Source organism: Erwinia psidii (genome assembly GCF_003846135.1).
In the GTDB taxonomy this organism is placed as follows: domain Bacteria; phylum Pseudomonadota; class Gammaproteobacteria; order Enterobacterales; family Enterobacteriaceae; genus Erwinia; species Erwinia psidii.
Genome location: NZ_RHHM01000004.1, coordinates 32,944 through 55,848 on the forward strand (window position 1 = coordinate 32,944; position 22,905 = coordinate 55,848).

Here is a 22,905-nt window from a genome sequence, read left to right on the forward strand (position 1 = left end):
GCTGCAGCTAACACCGCTGCAGCTTCAAGTGAGCAGGGTGTAAACGAATTAGGTAGAGGATTCAAGATGGCTACTGGAAAGATTGTCCAGGTAATCGGCGCCGTGGTGGACGTCGAGTTCCCTCAGGACGCAGTACCACAAGTGTACAGCGCCCTTGAGGTTAAAAATGGTGATGCCCGTCTGGTGCTGGAAGTCCAGCAGCAGCTGGGTGGCGGTGTGGTTCGTACCATCGCTATGGGTTCGTCCGACGGCCTGAAGCGCGGTCTGGAAACCGTTGACCTTGAGCACCCAATTGAAGTTCCTGTTGGAACAGCAACACTTGGCCGTATCATGAACGTGCTGGGTGAGCCAATTGATATGAAAGGCGACATCGGTGAAGAAGAGCGTTGGGCTATTCACCGTTCTGCACCTTCCTACGAAGATCAGTCTAACTCGCAGGAGCTGCTGGAAACCGGGATCAAGGTAATCGACCTGATGTGCCCGTTTGCCAAGGGCGGTAAAGTGGGTCTGTTCGGCGGTGCGGGTGTGGGTAAAACCGTTAACATGATGGAGCTTATCCGTAACATTGCGGCCGAGCACTCAGGTTTCTCCGTGTTTGCCGGTGTGGGCGAGCGTACCCGTGAAGGGAACGACTTCTACCACGAAATGACCGACTCGAACGTTATCGACAAAGTGTCTCTGGTCTATGGTCAGATGAACGAACCGCCGGGAAACCGTTTGCGCGTCGCGCTGACCGGTCTGACCATGGCGGAGAAGTTCCGTGACGAAGGTCGTGACGTTCTGTTGTTCATCGATAATATCTATCGTTACACCCTGGCCGGTACTGAAGTTTCGGCACTGCTGGGCCGTATGCCTTCTGCGGTAGGTTATCAGCCAACGCTGGCGGAAGAGATGGGCGTTCTGCAGGAACGTATCACCTCAACCAAAACCGGTTCTATCACCTCTGTACAGGCCGTTTATGTTCCTGCGGATGACCTGACTGACCCGTCACCAGCCACCACCTTTGCCCACCTGGATGCAACTGTGGTACTGAGCCGTCAGATTGCTTCTCTGGGTATTTACCCGGCGGTTGACCCACTGGATTCCACCAGTCGTCAGCTGGATCCTCTGGTTGTTGGCCAGGAACACTACGAGGTGGCTCGTGGCGTCCAGTCTCTGCTCCAGCGTTATCAGGAACTGAAAGACATCATTGCTATCCTTGGCATGGACGAACTGTCTGAAGAAGATAAACTGGTGGTAGCTCGCTCTCGTAAGATGCAGCGTTTCCTCTCCCAGCCGTTCTTCGTGGCAGAAGTCTTTACCGGTTCTCCAGGTAAATATGTGTCGCTGAAAGATACCATCCGTGGCTTTAAAGGCATCATGGAAGGGGAGTTCGACCATATGCCAGAGCAGGCTTTCTACATGGTAGGTTCCATCGAAGAAGCCGTCGAAAAAGCGAAGAAACTGTAATAACGGTTTCCCTGGAGGTTAATTATGGCTACGACTTATCACCTGGATGTTGTCAGCGCAGAACAGCAGATGTTCTCAGGCACTGTACAGAAAATTCAGGTGTCAGGCAGCGAAGGTGAACTGGGGATTTTCCCCGGTCACGCGCCGTTGCTGACCGCCATTAAACCTGGAATGGTTCGCATCGTTAAAGAGCAGGGCGAAGAAGAGTATATTTATCTCTCCGGCGGCGTGCTGGAAGTTCAGCCAGGCGCGGTAACCGTGCTGGCTGACACGGCTATCCGTGGCACTGACCTTGATGAAGCCCGCGCACTGGAAGCAAAACGCAAAGCTGAAGAGCATATGAACAGCTCTCACGGTGATGTGGACTTTGCCAATGCGTCGGCTGAGCTGGCTAAAGCGATCGCTAAATTACGTGTGATTGAGTTGACCAGAAAAGCGATGTAATTCAGGTTTACGTTGCAGAAAAGCCAGTCAGTAAGCTGACTGGCTTTTTTTTTAGGTAGTATGGTATTGGGCATCGCAGCCACTGCCTTTCGTTTTTATCAGTCTTGTTTTTAAGGTTGATAAAGACTGGAAAGAATAATACATAACATTATGACAGATATAATGATAACTAAGCTTGAATAAATAATAAATGCTGTTTTATTACTAATAGGTGCTGGTGATAATTTGGTCTTTTTTACTTTTTTTGGTATGTAAACATAACCTTTACCCGGAATCGTTTTAATACAACTTTTCATGTCCACCGTTGATAAATCCCTGCGTACTTTATAAATAAGCTGGGTGAGATTAGCGTCATCTATTGTGGCTGCACGGTGTTCCCAGATAGTATTAATGAGTTCTTGCTTTGTCAGTTCGATATTTGGGTGTTGAAGAAAATAACTGAGTAACCGTTTCTCTTTTTCACCTATTGATAATTTAATATTTTTGTTTGTCAGATAATTATTTTCTTCTGACAGGAAGATGTTATTACCCAGTTCAATCTCTTCACTCATGTTCTAACCTTACTTATAGTGTTTTTTAATTTGTGCATAAAAAAATAAAACCTCTCACTATTTTTTAAAGCACACCAGGTAAAAAGGTAATTATTAAAAATATGAAATTAATCATATTCTCTATTTAATGGGTTAATTACATAGTTAAATATATCAGCTGGAAACACCCTCCAGGGCATTAATTATTACTGACTGGATTGTAAAAAATAGTTCCTTCCAGCAAAAAAACGGCACTCAGACTAAGTTTGTGGAGATTTTCATGACTTTGTAATGGCACGATGCTGACAGGACTTGTTTACCCTTTATTTACTTTTCATGTTCAGATAATGATTTTATATAAAATATATTATCTTAATTATAAGGTTATTTTTATTATTCACTATTCTTGCTGTATTTATGGATATTATTCTTTATTACTCACTGGATATATTTCGGGTTTGTGTGAGATTTTTATTGTCGTCAGCCACAACGGTTGGTGGCTAAATTTTAAATAACTACATAAGGGCTAATAATGAGTAAATTAATACAGAGTGATAAATATACTGAGCAGTCTTACGATAAAGATAAATTTAATCCTGCGACCAATACTTCCGAATATAGCTATACTTCAGGTCGGGTAGCGAAACGTGTTTATAATAAATATAACACAGCCAACAAACCAAAACTGTTTGGTTACTACACCGACTGGGCACACTACGATCAGCGCCAGGTTAGTCGTACTGGTGACATTGATAAAGCCAGCCGTGGTCGTGGGATTGATATCACCCTGCTGGATCCGACCGCTTACGATAAAATCATTTTTGGTTTTACCGGTATTGTGGGTGATAACGGTGCCAACAAAGAAAAAATTAATCAGGCTGCCCGACAAACCCTGAAAAAGACCAATGAAATGACCATCCTGGATCCATGGGGTGACTGTCAGTCCTATATCAACTGTGGTTTCAGCGGCTGGAAAGCGTTCGGTTTCGGTGCGGGCAGCGTTGGTTCCGATACTGAGGAGGACTGCTTCTATCAGGATCACCCTAATTTACAGGGTGTACTGGGCGCAATGCGTGATTTGCAGAAGAAAGCTAAAACACAGGGCCACGATCTGGCACTTTCTTTCAGCCTCGGTGGCTGGACCATGAGCGATGCGTTTCACGAGCTGGCGAAAACCCAGAGCGCCATTGATACGCTGGTTGCCAGTATTATTGATTTCTTCAAACGCTTCCCTATGTTCTCTGAAATCGATATCGACTGGGAATACCCAAATGCACCTGGCGCTGGTAATCCTCACGGGCCAGAAGATGGTGAAAACTATGTCAAACTGATCGATACCCTGAACAAGGCTCTGGCAGCTAACAGCATGAGCCATGTAAAAATCAGTATTGCCTCTTCAGCTAATGTGGAAGTATTGCAATATTCCAATGTCAAAGATCTGCTGAAAGTTGGTTTGTATGGTATCAACCTGATGACCTATGACTTCTTTGGTACTCCCTGGGCAGATGGACTTGATCACCATGCTGGTATCTATAAAACGTCTAACACAGCTTACAGCCTGGAAGAAGCCGTAGAGTATTTGCTGGAGCTGGGCGTCGATCCTGAAGCCATCAATATTGGTTATGCAGGCTATTCACGTAGTGCCAAAGGTGGCGAAATATCCTCTTTCTCTCCACTGAAAGGTACCTACGACGGCAGCGGTACGACTGTTGGTACGTTTGAATCCGGGTGTGTTGAATGGTATGACATCATCAATAATTATCTGGATCTGGAAAATAAGTCTGGTCGCAATGGTTTTAACGTTTATACCGATGATGAAGCCTGTGCGGACTACCTGTACAGCCCGACTTCCAAAGTGTTCCATTCTATTGATACACCTCGCACCGTGCGTGAAAAGGCGCGTTATGTTATTGAGAAAGGCCTCGGTGGCCTGTTTACCTGGACTATTGATAATGACAATGGTTTGCTGGTAAATGCGGGCCGTGAAGGTATGGGATGCCCGATTGTTCAACAGAATATCGATATGTCACCTTTCTACTTTAAAGGTATCAACATCGATGGTGAGCAGCCGGTAGACCCGGTAGACCCGGTAGACCCGGTAGACCCAGTAGACCCAGTAGACCCAGTAGACCCAGTAGACCCCGGCAAAGATACTACACCAACGGCGGTTATCACCATGAAGGCGCTGTCTGGCGGTTCATTATTGTTCTCAGCCGAGGAATCAACCCATGCGACCAGTTATCTGTGGTCATCAACGGGTGCGCTGAATATCGTTTCACCGCAGGCACAGCAAACGGAAATCATACTACCCGTGGTGACAACGGATACGGTGGTAACGGTTGTTCTGTCACTCTCTGATGCAAAAGGTAATCGCGACGAGACGGTTTATAAACTGATTGTGTCTTCTACGGATGCAGGTAAACCTTCAGATCCTGAAGTACCGGTTGTGCCAGACGAACCTGCTGATTATCCATTGTGGAATGCGGCAACCACTTATCAGTCGGCCGATTTAGTCTCGCATAAAGGTGCTAACTACAAGGCTAATTTCTACTCTGTTGGTAAGGAGCCTGGTCTTGAAGCCACCACCGGTCCATGGGGCAAAGAGTGGATTGCGCTTTAGCAGGTCATACGGTTATAGCGTTTGAAAAATGCTCCTTCGGGAGCATTTTTAGTTTATGCCGAATCAAAATACGTTCGCAGAGTCCGGTTATCTGAAGGTTACGGGTCTGATTTCTGTAGCACAGCAAAAGCTGTGCTTCTTTCCAGCGGCCTGCTGCTCCGATCTTCTTTCTGACGCATGGACCTTCATTGGTTGCCAGAAAACGTCACATCGGTAAGGATGGGTTGAGCTTTGGTGCTATCATGCCAACACCGGACAAAACCGTGGACACAGCCAGTAATAGTGTCCGTTTCGTCCTCAGGAAAGTATTTTTTAACGGTAAAAGAAGTAGTATTTTTGCCGCATTATGGGTTTACTTTTTGCCGTGAAAGCAGATTGTCAGAAAATCAGAAGCAGGATGTCTATGTCAAACAGCGCGATGAGTGTGGTGATCCTTGCAGCAGGCAAGGGGACCCGTATGTACTCCGATCTTCCTAAAGTTCTTCATCTCCTTGCGGGTAAGCCGCTGGTACAGCACGTTATTGATGCTGCGAAAGATGTTGGAGCGAACAGAGTCCATCTTGTTTATGGTCACAGCGGGGAGCAGTTGAAAGCCACCCTGATGGAACCCTCGCTTAACTGGATTTTACAGGCAGAGCAGCTGGGAACTGGCCATGCGATGCAGCAGGCGGCACCACATTTTTCTGATGATGAAGATATTCTGATGCTCTACGGCGATGTGCCACTGATTTCGCCGGACACACTTAAAAGGTTGCACGGTGCGAAACCAGAAGGCGGAATTGCGCTACTGACGATAGTTGTGGATAACCCTGCCGGTTATGGCCGTATCATCCGTGAGCATGGTTCTGTGACAGGCATTGTGGAACAGAAAGATGCCACGCCAGAACAGCTAAACATTCGTGAAATTAACACCGGTATCCTTTTGGCTAACGGCGCGGATTTGAAGCGCTGGCTGAGTAAGCTGAACAATCATAATGCTCAGGGCGAATATTATATCACTGATATTATTGCGCTTGCTCATCAGGAAGGTCAAAAAACCGAAACGGTACAACCTTCCCACCGCTCGGAAGCCGACGGGGTAAACAATCGTCTGCAACTGGCGACCCTTGAGCGCGTTTATCAGGCTCAACAGGCTGATAAACTGTTGTTAAGCGGTGTGATGCTGAAAGATCCCGCCCGTTTTGACCTGAGAGGCGAGTTGCAGTGTGGTCGTGATGTGGAAATTGATACCAACGTGATTATCGAAGGTAAGGTCACGCTGGGACACCGCGTTAAAATCGCTAGCGGCTGTGTGCTGAAAAACTGTGTCATCGGTGATGACTGTGAAATCAGCCCCTATAGCGTACTGGAAAATGCTGAGCTGGCGTCGGCCTGCACGGTAGGCCCTTTTGCCCGTTTGCGTCCGGGCGCCAGCCTGGCTGAAGGGGCGCACGTAGGTAACTTCGTGGAGATGAAAAAGGCGTCACTGGGTAAGGGATCGAAAGCGGGTCATCTCAGTTATCTGGGCGACGCGGAAATTGGTGCTAATGTCAATATTGGTGCAGGGACGATCACCTGCAATTATGACGGTGCCAATAAATCGCTGACGGTGATTGGCGATAACGTCTTTGTTGGTTCTGACACTCAGCTTATTGCGCCGGTTACCGTTGCTGCAGGCGTCACCATCGCAGCGGGCACGACAGTAATGAAGGATGTCACCGCAGAGGGGTTGTTGTATAACCGCAAAGATCAACATCTGAAGACGGGCTGGCAACGACCAGTGAAGAAAAAATAATTTCTGGCAGTGAACGCTGTTTTTGTTCAATGGGTGGTACTTTCACTCCACGGCAGTAAATAACGATAATCCCCACTCTCTACAAGGCTCGGGGAACCGGCACAGACCGGAATAATCAGGTCAGAAGACAAGGTTAATGGTCAGTGGACCATTTTCTCAGGAAAAACAATATGTGTGGAATTGTAGGTGCAGTAGCGCAACGTGATATCGCTGAAATCCTGTTGGAAGGATTACGCCGTCTCGAATATCGGGGCTATGATTCTGCCGGGCTGGCGGTTGTTACCACCACGGGCGAAGTGACCCGCTTGCGACGGCTGGGAAAAGTGCAGAAACTGGCGGAAGCGGCAGAAAGCACCTTGCTGGCGGGTGGAACCGGGATTGCGCATACGCGCTGGGCTACGCACGGAGAACCTTCGGAAGCTAATGCCCATCCCCATATCTCTGAACATATCATTATTGTTCATAACGGCATTATCGAAAATCATGAACCGCTGCGTGAGCTGCTCATTAGCCGTGGTTACCATTTTTCCTCAGAAACAGATACCGAAGTGGTTGCTCACCTGATTCACTGGGAGCAGCAACAGGGAGGTTCATTGCGTGAGGTGGTGCAGCGCGTTGTTCCGCAGTTGCGGGGTGCCTATGGCATGGTAATCCTCGACAGTCGCGATCCCTCGGTGCTGGTGGCCGCTCGCTCAGGCAGCCCACTGGTTGTTGGCCGTGGCGTGGGGGAAAACTTCATTGCCTCAGATCAGCTGGCACTGCTGCCCGTAACGCGACGCTTTATCTATCTGGAAGAAGGCGATATCGCTGAAATTACGCGTCGTGAAGTGGCGGTTTTTGATCGCCGTGGTGACAAGGTAGAGCGCGGCGAAATCGAATCCAACGCGCAGTACGATGCGGGCGATAAGGGCATTTATCGCCACTATATGCAAAAAGAGATTTACGAGCAGCCGATGGCGATCAAAAACACCCTTAGCGGGCGTTTCAGTCACGGTGAAGTCGATCTTTCTGAGCTGGGGCCGCATGCCAGCCAATTACTGGAGCAGGTCGAGCATATTCAGATCGTCGCCTGTGGTACTTCTTACAACTCTGGCATGGTTTCCCGCTACTGGTTTGAGGCACTGGCTAATCTACCCTGTGACGTGGAGATTGCCTCGGAGTTTCGCTATCGCAAATCAGCGGTGCGCCGCAACAGCCTGTTGATTACGCTTTCACAGTCGGGTGAAACAGCGGATACGCTGGCTGCACTTCGCCTTTCAAAAGAGCTTGGCTACCTGGGATCGTTAGCTATCTGTAATGTAGCCGGTTCCTCGCTGGTGCGTGAATCCGATCTGGCCCTGATGACCAAAGCGGGAACGGAAATTGGCGTTGCTTCCACTAAGGCCTTTACCACGCAGTTAACCGTGTTGCTGATGCTGGTGGCAAAAATTGGTCGTCTGAAGGGGATGGACCCGCAAATTGAGCATGATATTGTTCACGGGCTTCAGGCATTACCAAGCCGTATTGAGCAAATGCTGTCGCAGGACAAGCTGATAGAAACATTGGCAGAAGACTTTTCTGATAAGCATCATGCGCTGTTCCTTGGCCGTGGCGATCAGTATCCCATCGCACTGGAAGGTGCGTTGAAGCTGAAAGAGATTTCGTATATTCACGCGGAGGCCTATGCGGCAGGCGAGCTGAAGCATGGTCCGCTGGCGCTGATTGATGCTGATATGCCGGTAATTGTTATCGCACCTAATAACGAGCTGCTGGAAAAACTGAAGTCAAACATTGAAGAAGTACGCGCCCGTGGCGGCCTGCTGTATGTCTTCGCAGACCAGGATGCGGGTTTCAGCAACAGCGACGGGATGCGCATTGTCTCGCTGCCTCATGTGGAAGAGATAATCGCACCCATTTTTTATACGGTGCCACTGCAACTGCTCTCTTATCATGTTGCCCTGATCAAGGGAACCGATGTGGATCAGCCACGCAACCTCGCTAAATCGGTTACCGTCGAGTAACTCACTACGGGGCCAGATTTCTGGCCCCGATAAGGTTTCCCGGACAAAGCGACTTTTTGCCAGCGCCGATCTGCTGTCAAAACTCACTCAGGCTGTCAGTTTGCTCTCTGTCACAAAACTGTCATACAGACTACATTTTACTGTCATCAAACTGTCCTATTTTGCCTCCAGCAGCAATCCTTATAGATATTAAAACGGTATAAAGCCTGAATTTTAATCCCCTGGAGGGAACATGACTCTGATGCATAAAACTGTGGCTCGTTGTGTGGCAGTTGCTCTTTCTCTGACCGCCGTTTCAGCAATGGCTGCGACTAATCTGACCGGTGCGGGCGGTACTTTCCCAGCACCCGTTTATAACAAGTGGGCAGCCGATTACAACAAAGTGACCGGGGCGCAGGTTAATTATCAGGGAATTGGTTCTTCCGGCGGTGTTAAGCAGATCATTGCTAAAACGGTCGACTTTGGTGCCTCCGATGCGCCAATGAAAGAAGAGGATTTAACTAAAAATGGTCTGTTCCAGTTCCCAACCGTCATCGGCGGCGTGGTGCTGGCGGTTAATATCCCTGGTATCAAATCAGGCCAGCTTATCCTTGATGGTAAAACCGTAGGTGATATTTATCTTGGCACGGTTAAAAAATGGAACGACCCGGCGATCGTTAAACTGAATCCGGGCGTGAAACTGCCAGACAGCAACATCAATGTGGTGCGCCGTGCAGATGGTTCCGGCACATCTTTTGTCTTCACCAGCTATCTGTCAAAAGTGAACAGTGACTGGAACAGCAAAATTGGTAAGGGCAATACCGTAAACTGGCCAACCGGTCTGGGCGGTAAAGGGAATGATGGCGTGGCGGCTTTTGTACAGCGTCTGCCCGGCTCAATAGGCTATGTTGAGTACGCCTATGCCAAACAGAATAATCTGGCTTATACCAAACTCGTTGATGCCGATGGTAAAGCGGTGGAACCCGGCGAGCAAAGTTTCAGCGATGCGGCAAAAGGTGCAGACTGGAGCAAATCCTTCGCCCAGGATCTGACTTTCCAGAAAGGAAATAATGCCTGGCCAATCACTTCCACCACCTTTATCCTGGTGCACAAAGTGCAGGCAAGTGCTGAGAAAGGCGAAGCCGTGCTGAAGTTCTTTGACTGGGCATATAAAAACGGTGGCAAAACTACCAACAGTCTGGACTACGCTTCTCTGCCTGATTCCGTGGTTTCACAAATCCGTGCCGCCTGGAAAACCAACGTAAAAGACAGCGCCGGTAAAGCATTATACTAAGCTCTTCAGAGCGCGACAGATTCGGTTCTTACTTCCGGGCGGCAGCAATGCCGCCCTGACACTTTCAACATCGGGAATTTTATGGCTAAGACCAGGCCGACATTTAAAGCCCCCGGCAAACAGGGTGACATTATTTTCGGGGCGCTGGTTAAACTGGCAGCGCTGATCGTACTGTTTCTCCTCGGTGGCATTATTGTTTCGCTCATTTTCTCTTCGTGGCCCAGTATGCAGAAGTTTGGCTTCGCTTTCTTGTGGAGCAAAACATGGGATGCCCCCAACGAGCAATTTGGCGCGCTGGTTCCTGTCTACGGTACGATTGTCACCTCCATCATTGCACTGATTATTGCCGTACCGGTCAGTTTTGGTATCGCGTTGTTTCTGACCGAACTGGCACCGAACTGGTTGCGTCGTCCTCTTGGCGTGGCCATTGAACTGTTGGCGGCGATCCCCAGCATCGTATATGGCATGTGGGGATTGTTTATTTTCGCCCCGCTGTTTGCCACTTACTTCCAGACTCCGCTTGGCGAGCTGATGTCAAACATTCCCATTGTCGGCGCGTTATTTTCCGGTCCGGCATTTGGCATTGGCATTCTTGCCGCCGGGATAATTCTGGCGATTATGATCATCCCCTATATTGCTTCTGTGATGCGTGATGTGTTTGAACAGACGCCGGTAATGATGAAAGAGTCCGCTTACGGTATTGGCTGTACGACCTGGGAAGTTATTTGGCGCATCGTGTTACCGTTCACCAAAAATGGCGTGATTGGCGGTGTGATGTTGGGGCTTGGTCGTGCGCTGGGGGAAACTATGGCGGTGACCTTTATCATCGGCAACACTTATCAGCTCGACAGCGCATCGCTGTTTATGCCGGGCAACAGTATTACGTCGGCACTGGCGAATGAATTTGCTGAAGCAGAATCCGGTGTTCACACGGCGGCGCTGATGGAGCTGGGGCTTATCCTGTTTGTTATTACCTTTATTGTGCTGGCCTGTTCCAAACTGATGATCCTCAGGCTGGCAAAAAGTGAAGGAGCGTGTTCATGACCATCATGGAACTCCAGGCGCGGGCTGAACTGGCCGCCTCACGCCGCAAAATGCAGGCGTGGCGGCGTTTTAAAAACCGTATCGCGCTGACACTCTCCTTACTGACCATGGCGTTTGGTCTGTTCTGGCTGATTTGGATCCTCTGGGCAACCGTAACCCGTGGTTTTGATGGCATGAGCCTGTCGCTGTTTACTGAAAATACGCCGCCGCCCAATACGGCCGGTGGCGGGCTGGCAAACGCCCTGGTCGGCAGTGGACTGATGATCCTCTGGGCAACCGTACTGGGAACGCCGCTGGGGATTATGGCGGGGATCTATCTGGCGGAATATGGCCGTAAATCCTGGCTGGCGGAGGTGATTCGTTTTATCAACGACATTCTGCTTTCCGCGCCCTCTATTGTGGTCGGGCTGTTTGTCTACACGCTGGTGGTGGCCCGGATGCAGCATTTTTCTGGTCTGGCCGGGGTTATTGCACTGGCGCTGCTACAGATCCCTATCGTCATCCGTACTACTGAAAACATGCTAAAACTGGTGCCTGACAGCCTGCGTGAAGCCGCTTATGCCTTGGGAACGCCAAAATGGAAGATGATTTCAGCCATTACCCTGAAAGCATCTGTATCGGGCATTTTGACCGGCGTCCTGCTGGCGGTAGCGCGTATCGCCGGGGAAACGGCACCGTTGCTGTTTACTTCGTTGTCCAATCAGTTCTGGAGCACGGACATGATGCAGCCGCTGGCTAACCTGCCGGTAACCATCTTTAAATTTGCCATGAGTCCTTTTGCTGAGTGGCAGAGTCTCGCCTGGGCGGGAGTATTGCTGATTACCGTTTGCGTGCTGTTGCTGAATATTCTGGCGCGCGTGATCTTTGCAAAAAGCAAACATTAATTGAGATACGCGGCGGCTGCGGCGTAAATAAGCGAGAAAGAGAATGGCTGACAACAATTCCGCTAAGATGATTCAGGTTCGCGATTTGAACTTCTACTATGGAAAATTCCACGCGCTGAAGAATATCAATCTGGACATTGCCAGGAACCAGGTGACGGCTTTTATTGGCCCGTCTGGCTGCGGTAAATCCACCCTGCTGCGTACTTTTAACAAAATGTTTTCGCTGTATCCTGAGCAGCGGGCGGAAGGAGAGATTTTGCTGGACGGTGAAAATATCCTGACCGCCAGCCAGGATATTGCCCTGTTACGCGCCCGCGTGGGTATGGTCTTCCAGAAGCCGACACCCTTTCCAATGTCCATTTACGACAATATCGCCTTCGGCGTTCGTCTGTTTGAAAAGCTCTCCCGTGCTGACATGGATGAACGCGTCCAGTGGGCGTTGAGTAAAGCCGCTCTCTGGACCGAAACAAAGGATAAGCTGCATCAGAGTGGTTACAGCCTTTCCGGTGGCCAGCAACAGCGGTTGTGTATTGCCCGCGGTATTGCTATTCGTCCTGAAGTGCTGCTACTCGACGAGCCTTGTTCGGCGCTGGATCCCATCTCGACCGGGCGTATTGAAGAATTAATCACCGAGCTGAAGCAGGATTACACCGTGGTTATTGTGACGCATAACATGCAGCAGGCGGCACGTTGTTCCGACCACACGGCCTTTATGTATCTGGGTGAACTGATTGAGTTTAGCGATACTGACACGCTGTTTACCAAGCCGTATCAGAAGCAAACCGAAGACTATATTACCGGCCGCTACGGTTGAGTTGACTGGAGAGCAAAATGGATAACCTGAATCTGAATAAACATATCTCCGGGCAGTTTAACGCCGAGCTGGAGCATATTCGCACCCAGGTGCTGATCATGGGTGGGCTGGTGGAGCAGCAGCTGACCGACGCCATTGTGGCAATGCATAATCAGGATGGTGAGCTGGCACAGCGGGTAATTGACGGCGATCAGAAAGTCAACATGATGGAAGTCTCCATTGACGAAGCCTGCGTACGCATTATTGCCAAACGCCAGCCTGCCGCCAGCGACCTGCGACTGGTAATGGCGATTATCAAGACCATCTCAGAGCTGGAACGTATTGGTGACGTGGCGGAAAAAATCAGCCGTACCGCGCTGGAGAAATTTGGTCAACAGCATCAGCCACTGCTGGTCAGTCTGGAATCGCTGGGCTATCACACTATCCAGATGCTGCATGATGTGCTGGATGCTTTCGCAAGGATGGATCTTAGTGCCGCCATTGAAATTTACCGGGAAGATAAGAAGGTGGATCAGGAATATGAGGGCATTGTGCGGCAGCTGATGACCCATATGATGGAAGATCCGCGTACGATACCCAGCGTTCTGACCGCCCTGTTCTGTGCAAGGGCGATTGAGCGCATTGGTGACCGCTGTCAGAATATTTGTGAAATTATTTTCTATTTTGTGAAAGGTCAGGATTTTCGTCACCTTGGAGGCGATCAGCTCGATAAGTTGCTCACCGACGATAATAACAACGGAAAACTGCCTGTCTGATCTCCTTTATGGCCAGCCTGGCTGGCCATAATTTGTTCATGGTTAGGAAACTCAATCGGTCCTTTTTGAGTTTCCTAACCATGAACTTAGGCGAAGGAACTCCCCATATGGTGATGGCTGTCGCAGGGTAATGCGCAAAAACACTGTGTTTTTCATCTAAAATCCATTTTTCAGGCGCACTTTTCCAAATCCGGGGTCTGAAGCCATCGTTTTTTCACCATCCGATTCAGCCTGTCAAAGAGCATTTTGGTGGCGTGATCGCCCGCCACTGCGCCGGCAAAACGCTGTCGGCCCTTGCACAGGATGCACTGGTACGGGTCGGTACCCAGGAAGGCTTTCATCAGCACCGCGAAAACCGGCTTCTGCGGTTTCTCGCGCGGTGTCATCTCCAGCGCTTCGTAGACCTTTGGCAGTAGCGTGCCGCGTTTACGGTTGGCCAGAAAACCGTAGTAACGCACCATTTTAGAGTGTCGAGACGGGATGTGGCTGATGTAACGCCACAGCATCTCCTCCTGGCTTAGTTTCTGACGTTTGTGTTGCTGCGTGTTGTGGTCGTAGTACTGGTGCACCACCGAGCCGCCGCGGTAATGGTGCAACTGCGACGCCGCGACCGGCGGCCGTTTCAGGTATCGGCCCAGGTATTTTACGCTGCGCCAGGCCCCGCGGGTCTTTTTGGCGAAGTGGACCTTCCAGTGGCGCTGATATTGCGCCTGCAGGTAGCGTTTCCACTGTTTCTCATCGCGGATATGCCCGAGGTTGGGCAGCTTGCCGGGATTGACTCGATCGTAGCTGGCACGCCGCAGGCGTGCTACCGTTCCAGCGTACAGCCCACAGGATAATGTCACGCTGAAAATGCCGGCCTTTGAATGGGTTCATGTGCTGCTCCGTCAGCAAAAAAGGGGGAGGAAGTTTACCACCTGCAGATTTTTGCAACAGTACCGTAAAGGGCAGCGTCATCATCCAGCTGGCGAAGGATTGTCGTCAGCAGAACAATTTTGTCTGCTGGCTGCCTAAAAACAGGCAGCTCAGATCTCCTCATCTTCACTCCGTTAACGCAACAGAGCCCCTGCCAGCCTTTCACGTTGTTCAGAATTTTTCCCGGAAACCGATATGCCGCTTTGCTGTTACGACGCGGAGAGAGATAAAAATCAATGGTGCGGCCTTTGCTGTCGGAACTGGTCAAGCCATTGTTACACTCAAGATAAATTCAATCGTTTTTATCGTGATCTACTATCTGCTGTTACAGGTTTCAAGCGAAGCAGCACAGTTCCAGACATCTTTTAAACAACAGTTTGCTTGCCAGTCAGGCAGTTATGGAGGGGTTATGCGGTTTCCCACTATACGATTTTCCACTCAGCTAACTAACTCTACCCTGGAACTTACGAAAGCCGCCCAGAGTCAAAAATCTTGCGTAACAGGCTCGAGCTTGACTACTGCTACGAAAGCAATGACATCAACCCAAAATACATATCCAGCAGTTCAGAAGGAGAGCATATCACAAGGCCAACAACAAGGCGGCGATGGCATGCGTAATGGGAATTTGCGGCCAATGAAGTACGTTCTGGGCCTTGCGGCTACCGCTTATGCATACGACCGAGTGACAAATCATTTCTTCCTTTCCACCACTTCGCTACACGATGGAAAACAAGGTTTCACCAGTAATGAAAGGTTGGACAAGGCGACCAATGAGGCGAAAGAGCATATTCAACGCTATGAGCAGTTTGATAGCAACCGCCAAGCACAAGACTTGCGCCCCAATGTTATGATCCGGCGGGTCGGTTGCAACCAGTTTCTAACAATGAGCGATTATCGGTCTGCTACCCGCATATATCTTAGCAAAATGGTCGATACCAAGCAGTCCCACCAATCAGTGGCAACATCGCTCGCATGTCTCAAGGGTGAGCGGATCAAAGCGGAAAATATCGCAAGATACCAACCAGCTTTTATTCCTAAAGATCCTGATCTGACCAAGAGTCCTTTGTACGATAGTAAGGGGAAGTATTCGTTATCGGGTGTACCCAACAAAGAGAGTGGTTCTACCGGTTACGCTTCTCGCTCCATCATGCATCCGTTTGTGCTGAAGTGCTATGCCGATTTCCAAAAGGCCTGCGACGAAAAAGGTTTGAGTCCACGGCAATGCGTTAATGAGCTTGAGGCTAGGCTGGCAGAAAGCACCACTCTTGATGAAAAAACGCAGCTAATCGCTGGTAAAGCTATCCTGAACCTGCGTCAGGTATATGCCCACGATCAGTATTGGGGACATGCAGAAAAAGTCATCATGAAAATGCTGAGTATACATGGTCTACTTTCTTCTGAAGAGGCCCTTAAGTTGGACCAAAGTCTGATGTTCGAGGATCCTGATAAAAGCCTCTTAACCAGAAATACCAGCATAATGGGTCCAGTCTTGCATAAACTCGAAACATGTTTTCATCAGTGGAGACTGAAAAACGATCCGAAAGCACTGGAAGACATGAAACCTATGATCAATTCAAAAAATATTGAGAACATGCCGCTGGCGCACTTCAAAGTCAACGATAAGTTCGATGGTTTCGAAGACAGTTCCGGTTTTGGCGATTCTTTTACGTGTGCCAATGCAGCGGCCTGTATCAATCACGCCCGCTTGATGAGCAGTGAAAATAGCATGTCGAAATCGGACGTTATAGCGCTGATCGGAAGCATCAATTCTGTTTATGCCGACGCTTCCGGTATCCGGCATAGTTTGCAAGAGGTGGCTCGTGGATGTTTTGTCGGTGCCGGATATACCATCGACGATGCGGATAATTTCTACGAAAAGACTTGCAAGGCGGCTGCACATGCTTTCTACAATGGGAAAAGCGTATGACTACTCGATGGTTCACGTCTAGGAATTTCAAACTTTTTAAGGCCGCATAAAGCAGGGGGCTCAGAGGCGAAAAATTGATCTTTCCGGGGTCAGTTTGGATATCGAAAATTATTGTATTATAAGGGCTTCCCCGGCATGTCAACGCCGGTGTTTACGGTTTCTTGTCGGCACTGTTGTAAAAATCTGAAGGTGATAAACTCATCGTCACCTTTTGCTGACGGAGCAGCACATGAACCCATTCAAAGGCCGGCATTTTCAGCGCGACATCATTCTGTGGGCGGTGCGCTGGTACTGTAAATACGGCATCAGCTATCGTGAACTGCAGGAGATGCTGGCCGAACGCGGTGTCAACGTTGATCACTCCACGATTTACCGCTGGGTTCAGCGTTATGCGCCTGAAATGGAAAAACGGCTGCGCTGGTACTGGCGTAACCCTTCAGGGTTCTGCTCTTGGCATCTCGATGAAACTTATATCAGAGTTAACGGCCGATGGGCTTATCTGTACCGTGCTGTTGACAGTAAAGGCCGCACCATCGATTTTTATCTCTCCCCGCGCCGTAACAGTAAAGCGGCATATCGGTTTCCGGGAAAAATTCTGAATAACGTGAAAGGCTGGCAGGGGCTCTGTCGCGTTAACGGAGTGAAGATGATGAGATCTGAGCTGCCTGTTTTTAGGCAGCCAACAGATAAAATTGTTCAGCCGGGGACAATCCGTCCCCGTCCGTATGACCATACTGACCCTTGCGTATCATGTGTACCAGCTCAATACCCGCAAGGACAGTCTGCGCACGCCGGAATGATTTGAATCCCGTCATCAGTTTTATCCTTCGTTTGATGTTACGGTGATCCTGCTCCACCAGGTTGGTCAGGTACTTACTCTGTCTGCCCCTGATGCTTTCATCTGCTGATTTACCGGCGTTGGGTGTGGCCAACGCTGCCGTATTCGCGCCGCTTTTATCGATGGTCACCACCTCCGGTTCACCATGGTGCCGGATGGCCTTCCGAAAGAAACGCAGGGCGGCTGCCGCATCACGCTTCACCGTTCGCAGAAAATCGATGGTCTGAGCATCAGTATCAACCGCCCGGTACAGGTATTTCCACTGCCCTCTGACTCTGATGTAGGTTTCATCCATTCGCCGCCGGCGGCCCACTGTACGTTTGTGACGGCGAAACGCCTTATCCAGATGCGGCACAAGGCGGATGACCCACCGGTGCAGCGTGGAATGATCAACAGTGATACCACGCTCTGCCATCATTTCCTCCAGATTACGCAGGCTGAGTGAGTATGCCAGGTACCAGCGGACACACAGCGCGATAATATCGACGGGGTAATGCAGGCGACTGAAGGCTTTTCGGATCAGAGTCATGGTCAGGAAATCTCCTGAAAAACGTCGTATTACCTGACCGATCCTTAATGCGACAGAGCCAGCATTTGCGCAGAAACTTACGGTTTGGGTAGTGACCGGGTAGCTGCGATAACTGCCGACAACTGGCGTTACAAAAAACGAGGATTTGTGAGAACCAGAATCATATCCCAGCCTCAGTTTCTGACCGCATAGATAACCCAGAAATCACTGGCCAGCTGATGCCGGGTCAGATAGTCATATGGTATAAAAAAATATCCCCTGTCTCCGACGTCCTCTCCCCATGAGTTGCGAATACGGAACAGCTGTGTGCTGTCATCATATCCGACGCACAGGACGGCATGTCCCCCAACAGGCTTGTCTTCCTTGCCGGGCATCGGGATTTGTGTAGCGGGGGGGTGGGTGTTGTTCATCCAGTTGTCATAAACGATAAACCCAAACACAAAGGGTGTCCCACCGGCAAGGCAGGTTTTCAAGTGTGTGAGATCCTGATGGACGCGTTCATAATGGGTAATGACGTAACCGGATGCCTCCTGATAGCATGCGGCATTGGGTTTCTTCCTTGCAGGAGCCTCCGCAGGAAATGCTCCACCGTCATGGGCCGACGAGGTGTCGTCATACGGCCATCTTTCTTCCGGGCATACACCGACTTTGTGCAGTGTCTTTATCCCGTCACGCAGCATCGCCCCGGAGTCGTAATCCACGCTGCCTTCAATGACTCGCTCATTGTAGTAAATGAACAGGCGTGAGGGGATAAAGTCCGGCGATTCATCATGTGCTGCTCTTTCATATTGTACGGCACCAGCCAGGGCATTTGCGGTGCAGGAACCAATCCGGCCCTGATTATAAACCGGAAATGCGGGCGTCAGGTCGACTGACGACGGCAACTGACGCATAAGGGTTTCATCTGGCCGATAATGAAAGTCGCGAATGTCCGGGATGTCCGGAATATATCCCAACTGGGATTTAGTTCTTTTCGTGAATTTTTCCACAGGATCCTCCTGGCTAGTGTCAGTCATAGATGAGAGAGAAATTGTCACTGGGTCATGAGCCAGTGCCATCGATTGAAAACTGACACTGACCTTACACATGGAATGATAATGTTATGTGGTAATTTTGTTTCGTAATGTAAAAAAGAACATAACACGCCGCAGGGGCACTGTTGCAAATGGCCGAAGGTGGTAAAGGGGTTTGAGCGTCAACCGTGCGAAAAACCACGTTACCGGCATAAAAGCATTCTTAAATTGCATACACATGCATGAATTTACGGTTTAAATACCCCACAAAAAGTGAAACCGTAAGTTTCTGTTCATGGTTAGGAATCTGAATCACTTCTTTTAGGATTACCTGACCATAGAAAGCGACACGATCCATACCAGATATGGCGTGGATCAACATGAGTTTTGTGATAAAAATGCCATCTTCGCCGTAATTTTAATCTGAAACCTGTTTTTCAGGTGTACCGAGCCTGCTCAGGCATCCGCAGCCATCGTTTTTTCGCCATCTGATGCAGCCTGTCAGAGAGCATTTTTGTGGCGTGTTCACCCGCCACCGCGCCGGCAAAACGTAGCCGGCCTTTGCAGAGGATACACTGGTACGGATCTGTGCCCAGGAAGCCTTTCATCAGTACCGCGAACCCGGGGCGTTTCGGTTTTTCCCGACCGTCATCGACAGCGCTTCGTAAACCTTCGGCAGCAGCGTGCCCCGCCTGCGGTTGGCCAGAAAGCCGGAGTAGTGCACCATCTTAAAATGCCGCGCCGGAACATGGCTGATATAGCGCCCGATCATCTCTTCCTGACTCAGCACCTGGCGTTTATGTTTCCCCGTGCGGTGATCGAGGTAGTGGTGGACCACCGCACCACCGGCGTAGTGTCGCAGTCGTGAAGCCGACACCGGCGGCCGTTTCAGGTAGCGTCCCAGGTATTTCACGCTGTGCCAGGCTCCCCGGTCTTCTTCGCGAAGTGTACCTTCCAGTGCCGGCCATACTGTGCCTTCAGGTAACGCCGCCACCGCTCCCCGTCGCGGATATGCCCCAGTCCCGGCAGGGTGCCGGGACTGACCCGCTCATAGCTGCCGCGCAGCAGGCGGATAACGGCACCCCGCCAGATTTCCTCAACGGCCTTCTTTCTGAAGAAAAGGCTGCGCCAGACGCCGTGCTTAACGTCAAGTCCACCGCGGGTGACGGAGACGTGGATGTGCGGATGCTGATTGAGCTGCCGGCCGTAGGTGTGGAGCGCGCAGAAGATACCCACTTCGATGCCCTGCCGGCGCGCCCACTTCAGCATGGCACGGGTGGCGCAGCGGAACAGGTCGTTGAGCAGGGGCCAGTTATTGCTGAAGAAGGGTCACAGCAGGTGGGGCATGGTAAAGGTGATGTGCTGCCATTCACACTCCGGCAGGACGTGCTGCTGTTCGGCTATCCATTACTCAGGTGATTTCATGCCACATGCGCTGCAGGCCTTTGACTTGCAGCTCTGGCAGAAGAAGCGGGAGTGTGTGCAGTCCGGCGAGGCGCAACAGTAACGGCGGACGCCCATGGCGCAGGTGCCACAGGCGAGCATGCGCTCAACGGAGAGGCGGGTCCACTGGCTGATGTTGTCGCCGTGTTTTTCGAGGTAGCGGTTCCAGCCGTCATCGACGGTGAAGAGGAGTTTGGCGGGGCGGGGGATGTACATGGGAGCAGAGTATAAAGCGGAGCTCAGGTCATGCAAACCCCCGAAGCGGTGCAGCAGCGCCGCTCACGCCGCTGGCGTGCTACGTTCCTCTCCCTTTTACATATCCTGTGTCGTGGTATGCGTGGCCTGGTTGCGGAGGTTTCTTACCCGTCGCAGACGGATAATATTCCGGCGTGTTGATTAAGGTTGTGTGGTTCAATTGGTTGAGGCTAAGCCAAAATTTCTTATGGCAACGGAATGATTATCATTATTCCGTAAAGGGGTAGCTTCTGAAGTATTACCCGAAAAAGATGACCCGCCGTGTAGGGATTGCCTGATTGTTATTAATGTAAAGGAAAAGATAAGATAGCATCTGTTTTTTGTAGGAAAGATTGGCAGCTTTACAGGACAGTTATTTTTGAAGATTGGACTTTCCGAAAATGACAGTCAGCAGGATGAAGGCTGACTGACATCACTCAAAGTAAACTTTCTACAGGATAAGATGATATGAATAGCAAATTTGCAAAATCTGCAATTAAAACTCTCGCGGTAGCCAGCGTTACTTTCTTCAGCCTTCAGGCTATGGCTTCCTCTGATGTGAACGCATTTGCTTCCCAGGTTAAAGACCAGCAGACGCTGGTTCAGGAAAGTAACAAAACTGCCACAATGATCGGCAATGATGCGACTCAAATTAAGATCGCTGCCCGTTCCAGAACGGGTTTACGAATCAATCCGGCCTGTGATGACGGTCTGCCGTGCCCGCCTAATAACTCCTGAGACAATGTTTCCTGACGGCATTGATGGGTTGAGCAAAAACTGATGCCGTTTGATATATCTTCTCTTTAAATTATCTCCGGCTGGTGTCGTCGTGGTGATTATTACGACACCAGCATTTACCCTTCCTGTTACAGATAAATATTCTTTTTTATATCTGCATTCTGACTATTAATACGCCATTTTGCGTTTATTTCACAAAAAATAAGCTGAAAAATATATTCGCCACGCATTTAATATGCTACTGCTGGTGCGCTTCACTGTGGCAATCTGCGGTGAAAGTCTACCAAATTAAAAATTATCGGTTAGGATAGCCGACGGTAATTTTCTCCATTTTTGGAACCTTATAATGAATAATTCTGGTCTACTACAGCGGATCTTCAAATTACAGCAACATGGTACGACCGTTCGTACCGAAGTGATTGCGGGCTTCACCACCTTTCTGACGATGGTCTATATCGTTTTTGTAAACCCTCAAATCCTCGGCGTGGCTGGGATGAATACTCAGGCCGTGTTTGTCACTACCTGCCTGATTGCTGCCGGAGGCAGTATCCTGATGGGGTTAGTGGCTAACCTGCCCGTTGCGCTGGCGCCAGCAATGGGGCTGAATGCGTTCTTTGCTTTTGTGGTGGTGGGTGCCATGGGCATTTCCTGGCAGGTTGGCATGGGGGCGATCTTCTGGGGTGCCTTAGGATTGCTGCTGCTGACGCTTTTTCGTGTGCGTTACTGGATGATCGCCAATATTCCGGTCAGTCTGCGTGTAGGAATTACCGCAGGCATCGGATTATTTATTGCGATAATCGGCCTGAAAAATGCCGGAATTGTGGTGCCAAACAAAGACACGCTGGTTGCGGTGGGCGATCTGACATCTCACCCTGTTTTGCTGGGAGCGCTGGGCTTCTTTATCATTGCCATCCTTGCCTCACGTAATGTTCATATCGCGGTACTGGTTTCCGTCGTTGTCACCACGCTGATCGGGCTGGCACTTGGCGATGTGAAATACAGCGGCGTGTTCTCCATGCCGACCGGCATGAACTCAATATTGGGTCAGGTGGATCTGGCGGGTTCCTTCAATGTGGGTATGGCCGGTATTATTTTCTCTTTTATGCTGGTTAATCTCTTTGACTCCTCAGGAACCTTGATTGGGGTAACGGATAAAGCGGGTCTGACCGATGAGAAGGGTACTTTCCCTCGTATGAAGCAGGCGCTGTTTGTTGATAGCGTCAGTTCAGTGGCGGGTGCTTATATCGGCACCTCATCGGTTACCGCATATATTGAAAGTTCATCTGGCGTTTCGGTCGGTGGTCGTACCGGCCTGGTCGCGGTAGTAACCGGTCTTCTGTTTCTGTTGGTGATGTTCCTGTCACCGCTGGCGGGTATGGTTCCTGCCTATGCTGCCGCGGGTGCACTGATTTATGTTGGTGTGTTAATGACTTCGAGTCTTGCGCGTGTTGAATGGAACGATCTGACCGAAGCAGTGCCTGCGTTTGTGACCACGGCAATGATGCCGTTCAGCTTTTCAATCACGGAAGGCATTGCGCTTGGCTTCATCTCTTACTGTGTGATGAAGTTGGGTACGGGCCGCTGGCGTGAAATCAGCCCCTGCGTGGTGGTTGTGGCGCTGCTGTTTATTCTGAAAATTGTTTTTATTGACGCTCATTAATTCATGATTTTCGGGCCGGAC

General features: G+C 50.0%; 18 protein-coding genes and 4 pseudogenes. 15 read left to right on the plus strand and 7 right to left on the minus strand.

The window, feature by feature from the left end:
* Positions 1-66: 66 nt before the first annotated feature.
* A complete protein-coding gene (gene atpD, locus EB241_RS06280) occupies positions 67-1,449 on the plus strand; it encodes a F0F1 ATP synthase subunit beta (RefSeq protein ID WP_124232363.1) in 1,383 nt (460 codons plus the stop codon).
* Between the two features lie 24 nt (positions 1,450-1,473).
* Positions 1,474-1,893 carry a F0F1 ATP synthase subunit epsilon gene (locus tag EB241_RS06285; RefSeq protein WP_124232364.1) on the plus strand — a complete coding sequence of 140 codons (420 nt, stop codon included), beginning with the start codon at positions 1,474-1,476 and terminating at the stop codon, positions 1,891-1,893.
* 110 nt (positions 1,894-2,003) lie between these two features.
* Here the strand turns inward: EB241_RS06285 and EB241_RS06290 are convergent, their stop codons facing one another.
* A complete protein-coding gene (locus tag EB241_RS06290) occupies positions 2,004-2,444 on the minus strand; it encodes a winged helix-turn-helix domain-containing protein (protein ID WP_124232365.1) in 441 nt (146 codons plus the stop codon).
* A 511-nt stretch (positions 2,445-2,955) separates the two neighbouring features.
* Here EB241_RS06290 and EB241_RS06295 point away from each other — a divergent pair.
* The 8 genes from EB241_RS06295 to phoU all read left to right on the plus strand — a co-directional run bounded on the left by EB241_RS06295 (position 2,956) and on the right by phoU (position 13,587).
* Positions 2,956-5,043: a glycosyl hydrolase family 18 protein gene (locus EB241_RS06295; RefSeq protein ID WP_124232366.1), complete on the plus strand. Its 2,088-nt coding sequence runs from the start codon at positions 2,956-2,958 to the stop codon at positions 5,041-5,043.
* Between the two features lie 403 nt (positions 5,044-5,446).
* Positions 5,447-6,817 carry a bifunctional UDP-N-acetylglucosamine diphosphorylase/glucosamine-1-phosphate N-acetyltransferase GlmU gene (gene glmU, locus EB241_RS06300; RefSeq protein ID WP_124232567.1) on the plus strand — a complete coding sequence of 457 codons (1,371 nt, stop codon included), beginning with the start codon at positions 5,447-5,449 and terminating at the stop codon, positions 6,815-6,817.
* Positions 6,818-6,987: 170 nt separating this feature from the next.
* Positions 6,988-8,817: a glutamine--fructose-6-phosphate transaminase (isomerizing) gene (glmS, locus tag EB241_RS06305; RefSeq protein WP_124232367.1), complete on the plus strand. Its 1,830-nt coding sequence runs from the start codon at positions 6,988-6,990 to the stop codon at positions 8,815-8,817.
* 232 nt (positions 8,818-9,049) lie between these two features.
* Positions 9,050-10,090 (plus strand): phosphate ABC transporter substrate-binding protein PstS, encoded by a 1,041-nt coding sequence (gene pstS / locus EB241_RS06310; protein WP_124232368.1) that lies wholly within the window; start codon positions 9,050-9,052, stop codon positions 10,088-10,090.
* Between the two features lie 81 nt (positions 10,091-10,171).
* Complete coding sequence (pstC, locus tag EB241_RS06315) at positions 10,172-11,134, plus strand: phosphate ABC transporter permease PstC (RefSeq protein ID WP_124232369.1); 963 nt, start codon at positions 10,172-10,174, stop codon at positions 11,132-11,134.
* Entirely contained in the window at positions 11,131-12,018 is an 888-nt protein-coding gene (gene pstA, locus EB241_RS06320) for a phosphate ABC transporter permease PstA (protein ID WP_124232370.1), read from the plus strand. Before pstC ends, pstA begins: the two co-directional genes overlap by 4 nt.
* 43 nt (positions 12,019-12,061) lie before the next feature.
* Positions 12,062-12,832, plus strand: a complete 771-nt coding sequence (pstB, locus tag EB241_RS06325; RefSeq protein WP_124232371.1) for a phosphate ABC transporter ATP-binding protein PstB — start codon at positions 12,062-12,064, stop codon at positions 12,830-12,832.
* A gap of 17 nt (positions 12,833-12,849) precedes the next feature.
* On the plus strand, positions 12,850-13,587 hold the full coding sequence (phoU, locus tag EB241_RS06330; protein WP_124232372.1) for a phosphate signaling complex protein PhoU: 738 nt from the start codon (positions 12,850-12,852) through the stop codon (positions 13,585-13,587).
* Positions 13,588-13,757: 170 nt separating this feature from the next.
* Here the strand turns inward: phoU and EB241_RS06335 are convergent.
* A pseudogene (locus tag EB241_RS06335) lies at positions 13,758-14,405 on the minus strand (IS91 family transposase); the annotation flags it as partial.
* A 248-nt stretch (positions 14,406-14,653) separates the two neighbouring features.
* Positions 14,654-14,758 (minus strand): annotated as a pseudogene (locus EB241_RS06340) (IS6 family transposase); the annotation flags it as partial.
* 378 nt (positions 14,759-15,136) lie between these two features.
* Between EB241_RS06340 and xopAG the strand changes: the two are divergent.
* Positions 15,137-16,429 carry a XopAG/AvrGf1 family type III secretion system effector gene (gene xopAG, locus EB241_RS06345; RefSeq protein WP_324131145.1) on the plus strand — a complete coding sequence of 431 codons (1,293 nt, stop codon included), beginning with the start codon at positions 15,137-15,139 and terminating at the stop codon, positions 16,427-16,429.
* 151 nt (positions 16,430-16,580) lie between these two features.
* Here xopAG and EB241_RS21345 read toward each other — a convergent pair whose 3' ends face one another.
* Positions 16,581-16,790 (minus strand): hypothetical protein, encoded by a 210-nt coding sequence (locus tag EB241_RS21345; RefSeq protein ID WP_233592563.1) that lies wholly within the window; start codon positions 16,788-16,790, stop codon positions 16,581-16,583.
* On the opposite strand from EB241_RS21345, the pseudogene EB241_RS06350 reads away from it, so the two are divergent.
* A pseudogene (locus EB241_RS06350) lies at positions 16,710-17,048 on the plus strand (IS6 family transposase); the annotation flags it as partial. The gene EB241_RS21345 and the pseudogene EB241_RS06350 sit on opposite strands and share 81 nt — an antisense overlap.
* A gap of 52 nt (positions 17,049-17,100) precedes the next feature.
* Here the strand turns inward: EB241_RS06350 and EB241_RS06355 are convergent.
* From EB241_RS06355 to EB241_RS21940, 3 genes and pseudogenes are all read right to left on the minus strand, one after another.
* Complete coding sequence (locus tag EB241_RS06355; protein WP_124232373.1) at positions 17,101-17,796, minus strand: IS6 family transposase; 696 nt, start codon at positions 17,794-17,796, stop codon at positions 17,101-17,103.
* 173 nt (positions 17,797-17,969) lie between these two features.
* Complete coding sequence (locus EB241_RS06360) at positions 17,970-18,785, minus strand: C1 family peptidase (RefSeq protein ID WP_233592545.1); 816 nt, start codon at positions 18,783-18,785, stop codon at positions 17,970-17,972.
* 461 nt (positions 18,786-19,246) lie between these two features.
* Positions 19,247-20,468: pseudogene (locus tag EB241_RS21940) on the minus strand (IS91 family transposase).
* Positions 20,469-20,498: 30 nt separating this feature from the next.
* Between EB241_RS21940 and EB241_RS20875 the strand changes: the two are divergent.
* The 3 genes from EB241_RS20875 to EB241_RS06375 all read left to right on the plus strand — a co-directional run bounded on the left by EB241_RS20875 (position 20,499) and on the right by EB241_RS06375 (position 22,884).
* Complete coding sequence (locus EB241_RS20875; RefSeq protein ID WP_158612388.1) at positions 20,499-20,648, plus strand: hypothetical protein; 150 nt, start codon at positions 20,499-20,501, stop codon at positions 20,646-20,648.
* Positions 20,649-20,954: 306 nt separating this feature from the next.
* Positions 20,955-21,224, plus strand: a complete 270-nt coding sequence (locus EB241_RS06370) for a hypothetical protein (protein WP_124232375.1) — start codon at positions 20,955-20,957, stop codon at positions 21,222-21,224.
* Positions 21,225-21,570: 346 nt separating this feature from the next.
* Positions 21,571-22,884 carry an NCS2 family permease gene (locus EB241_RS06375; protein ID WP_124232376.1) on the plus strand — a complete coding sequence of 438 codons (1,314 nt, stop codon included), beginning with the start codon at positions 21,571-21,573 and terminating at the stop codon, positions 22,882-22,884.
* Positions 22,885-22,905: the final 21 nt, after the last annotated feature.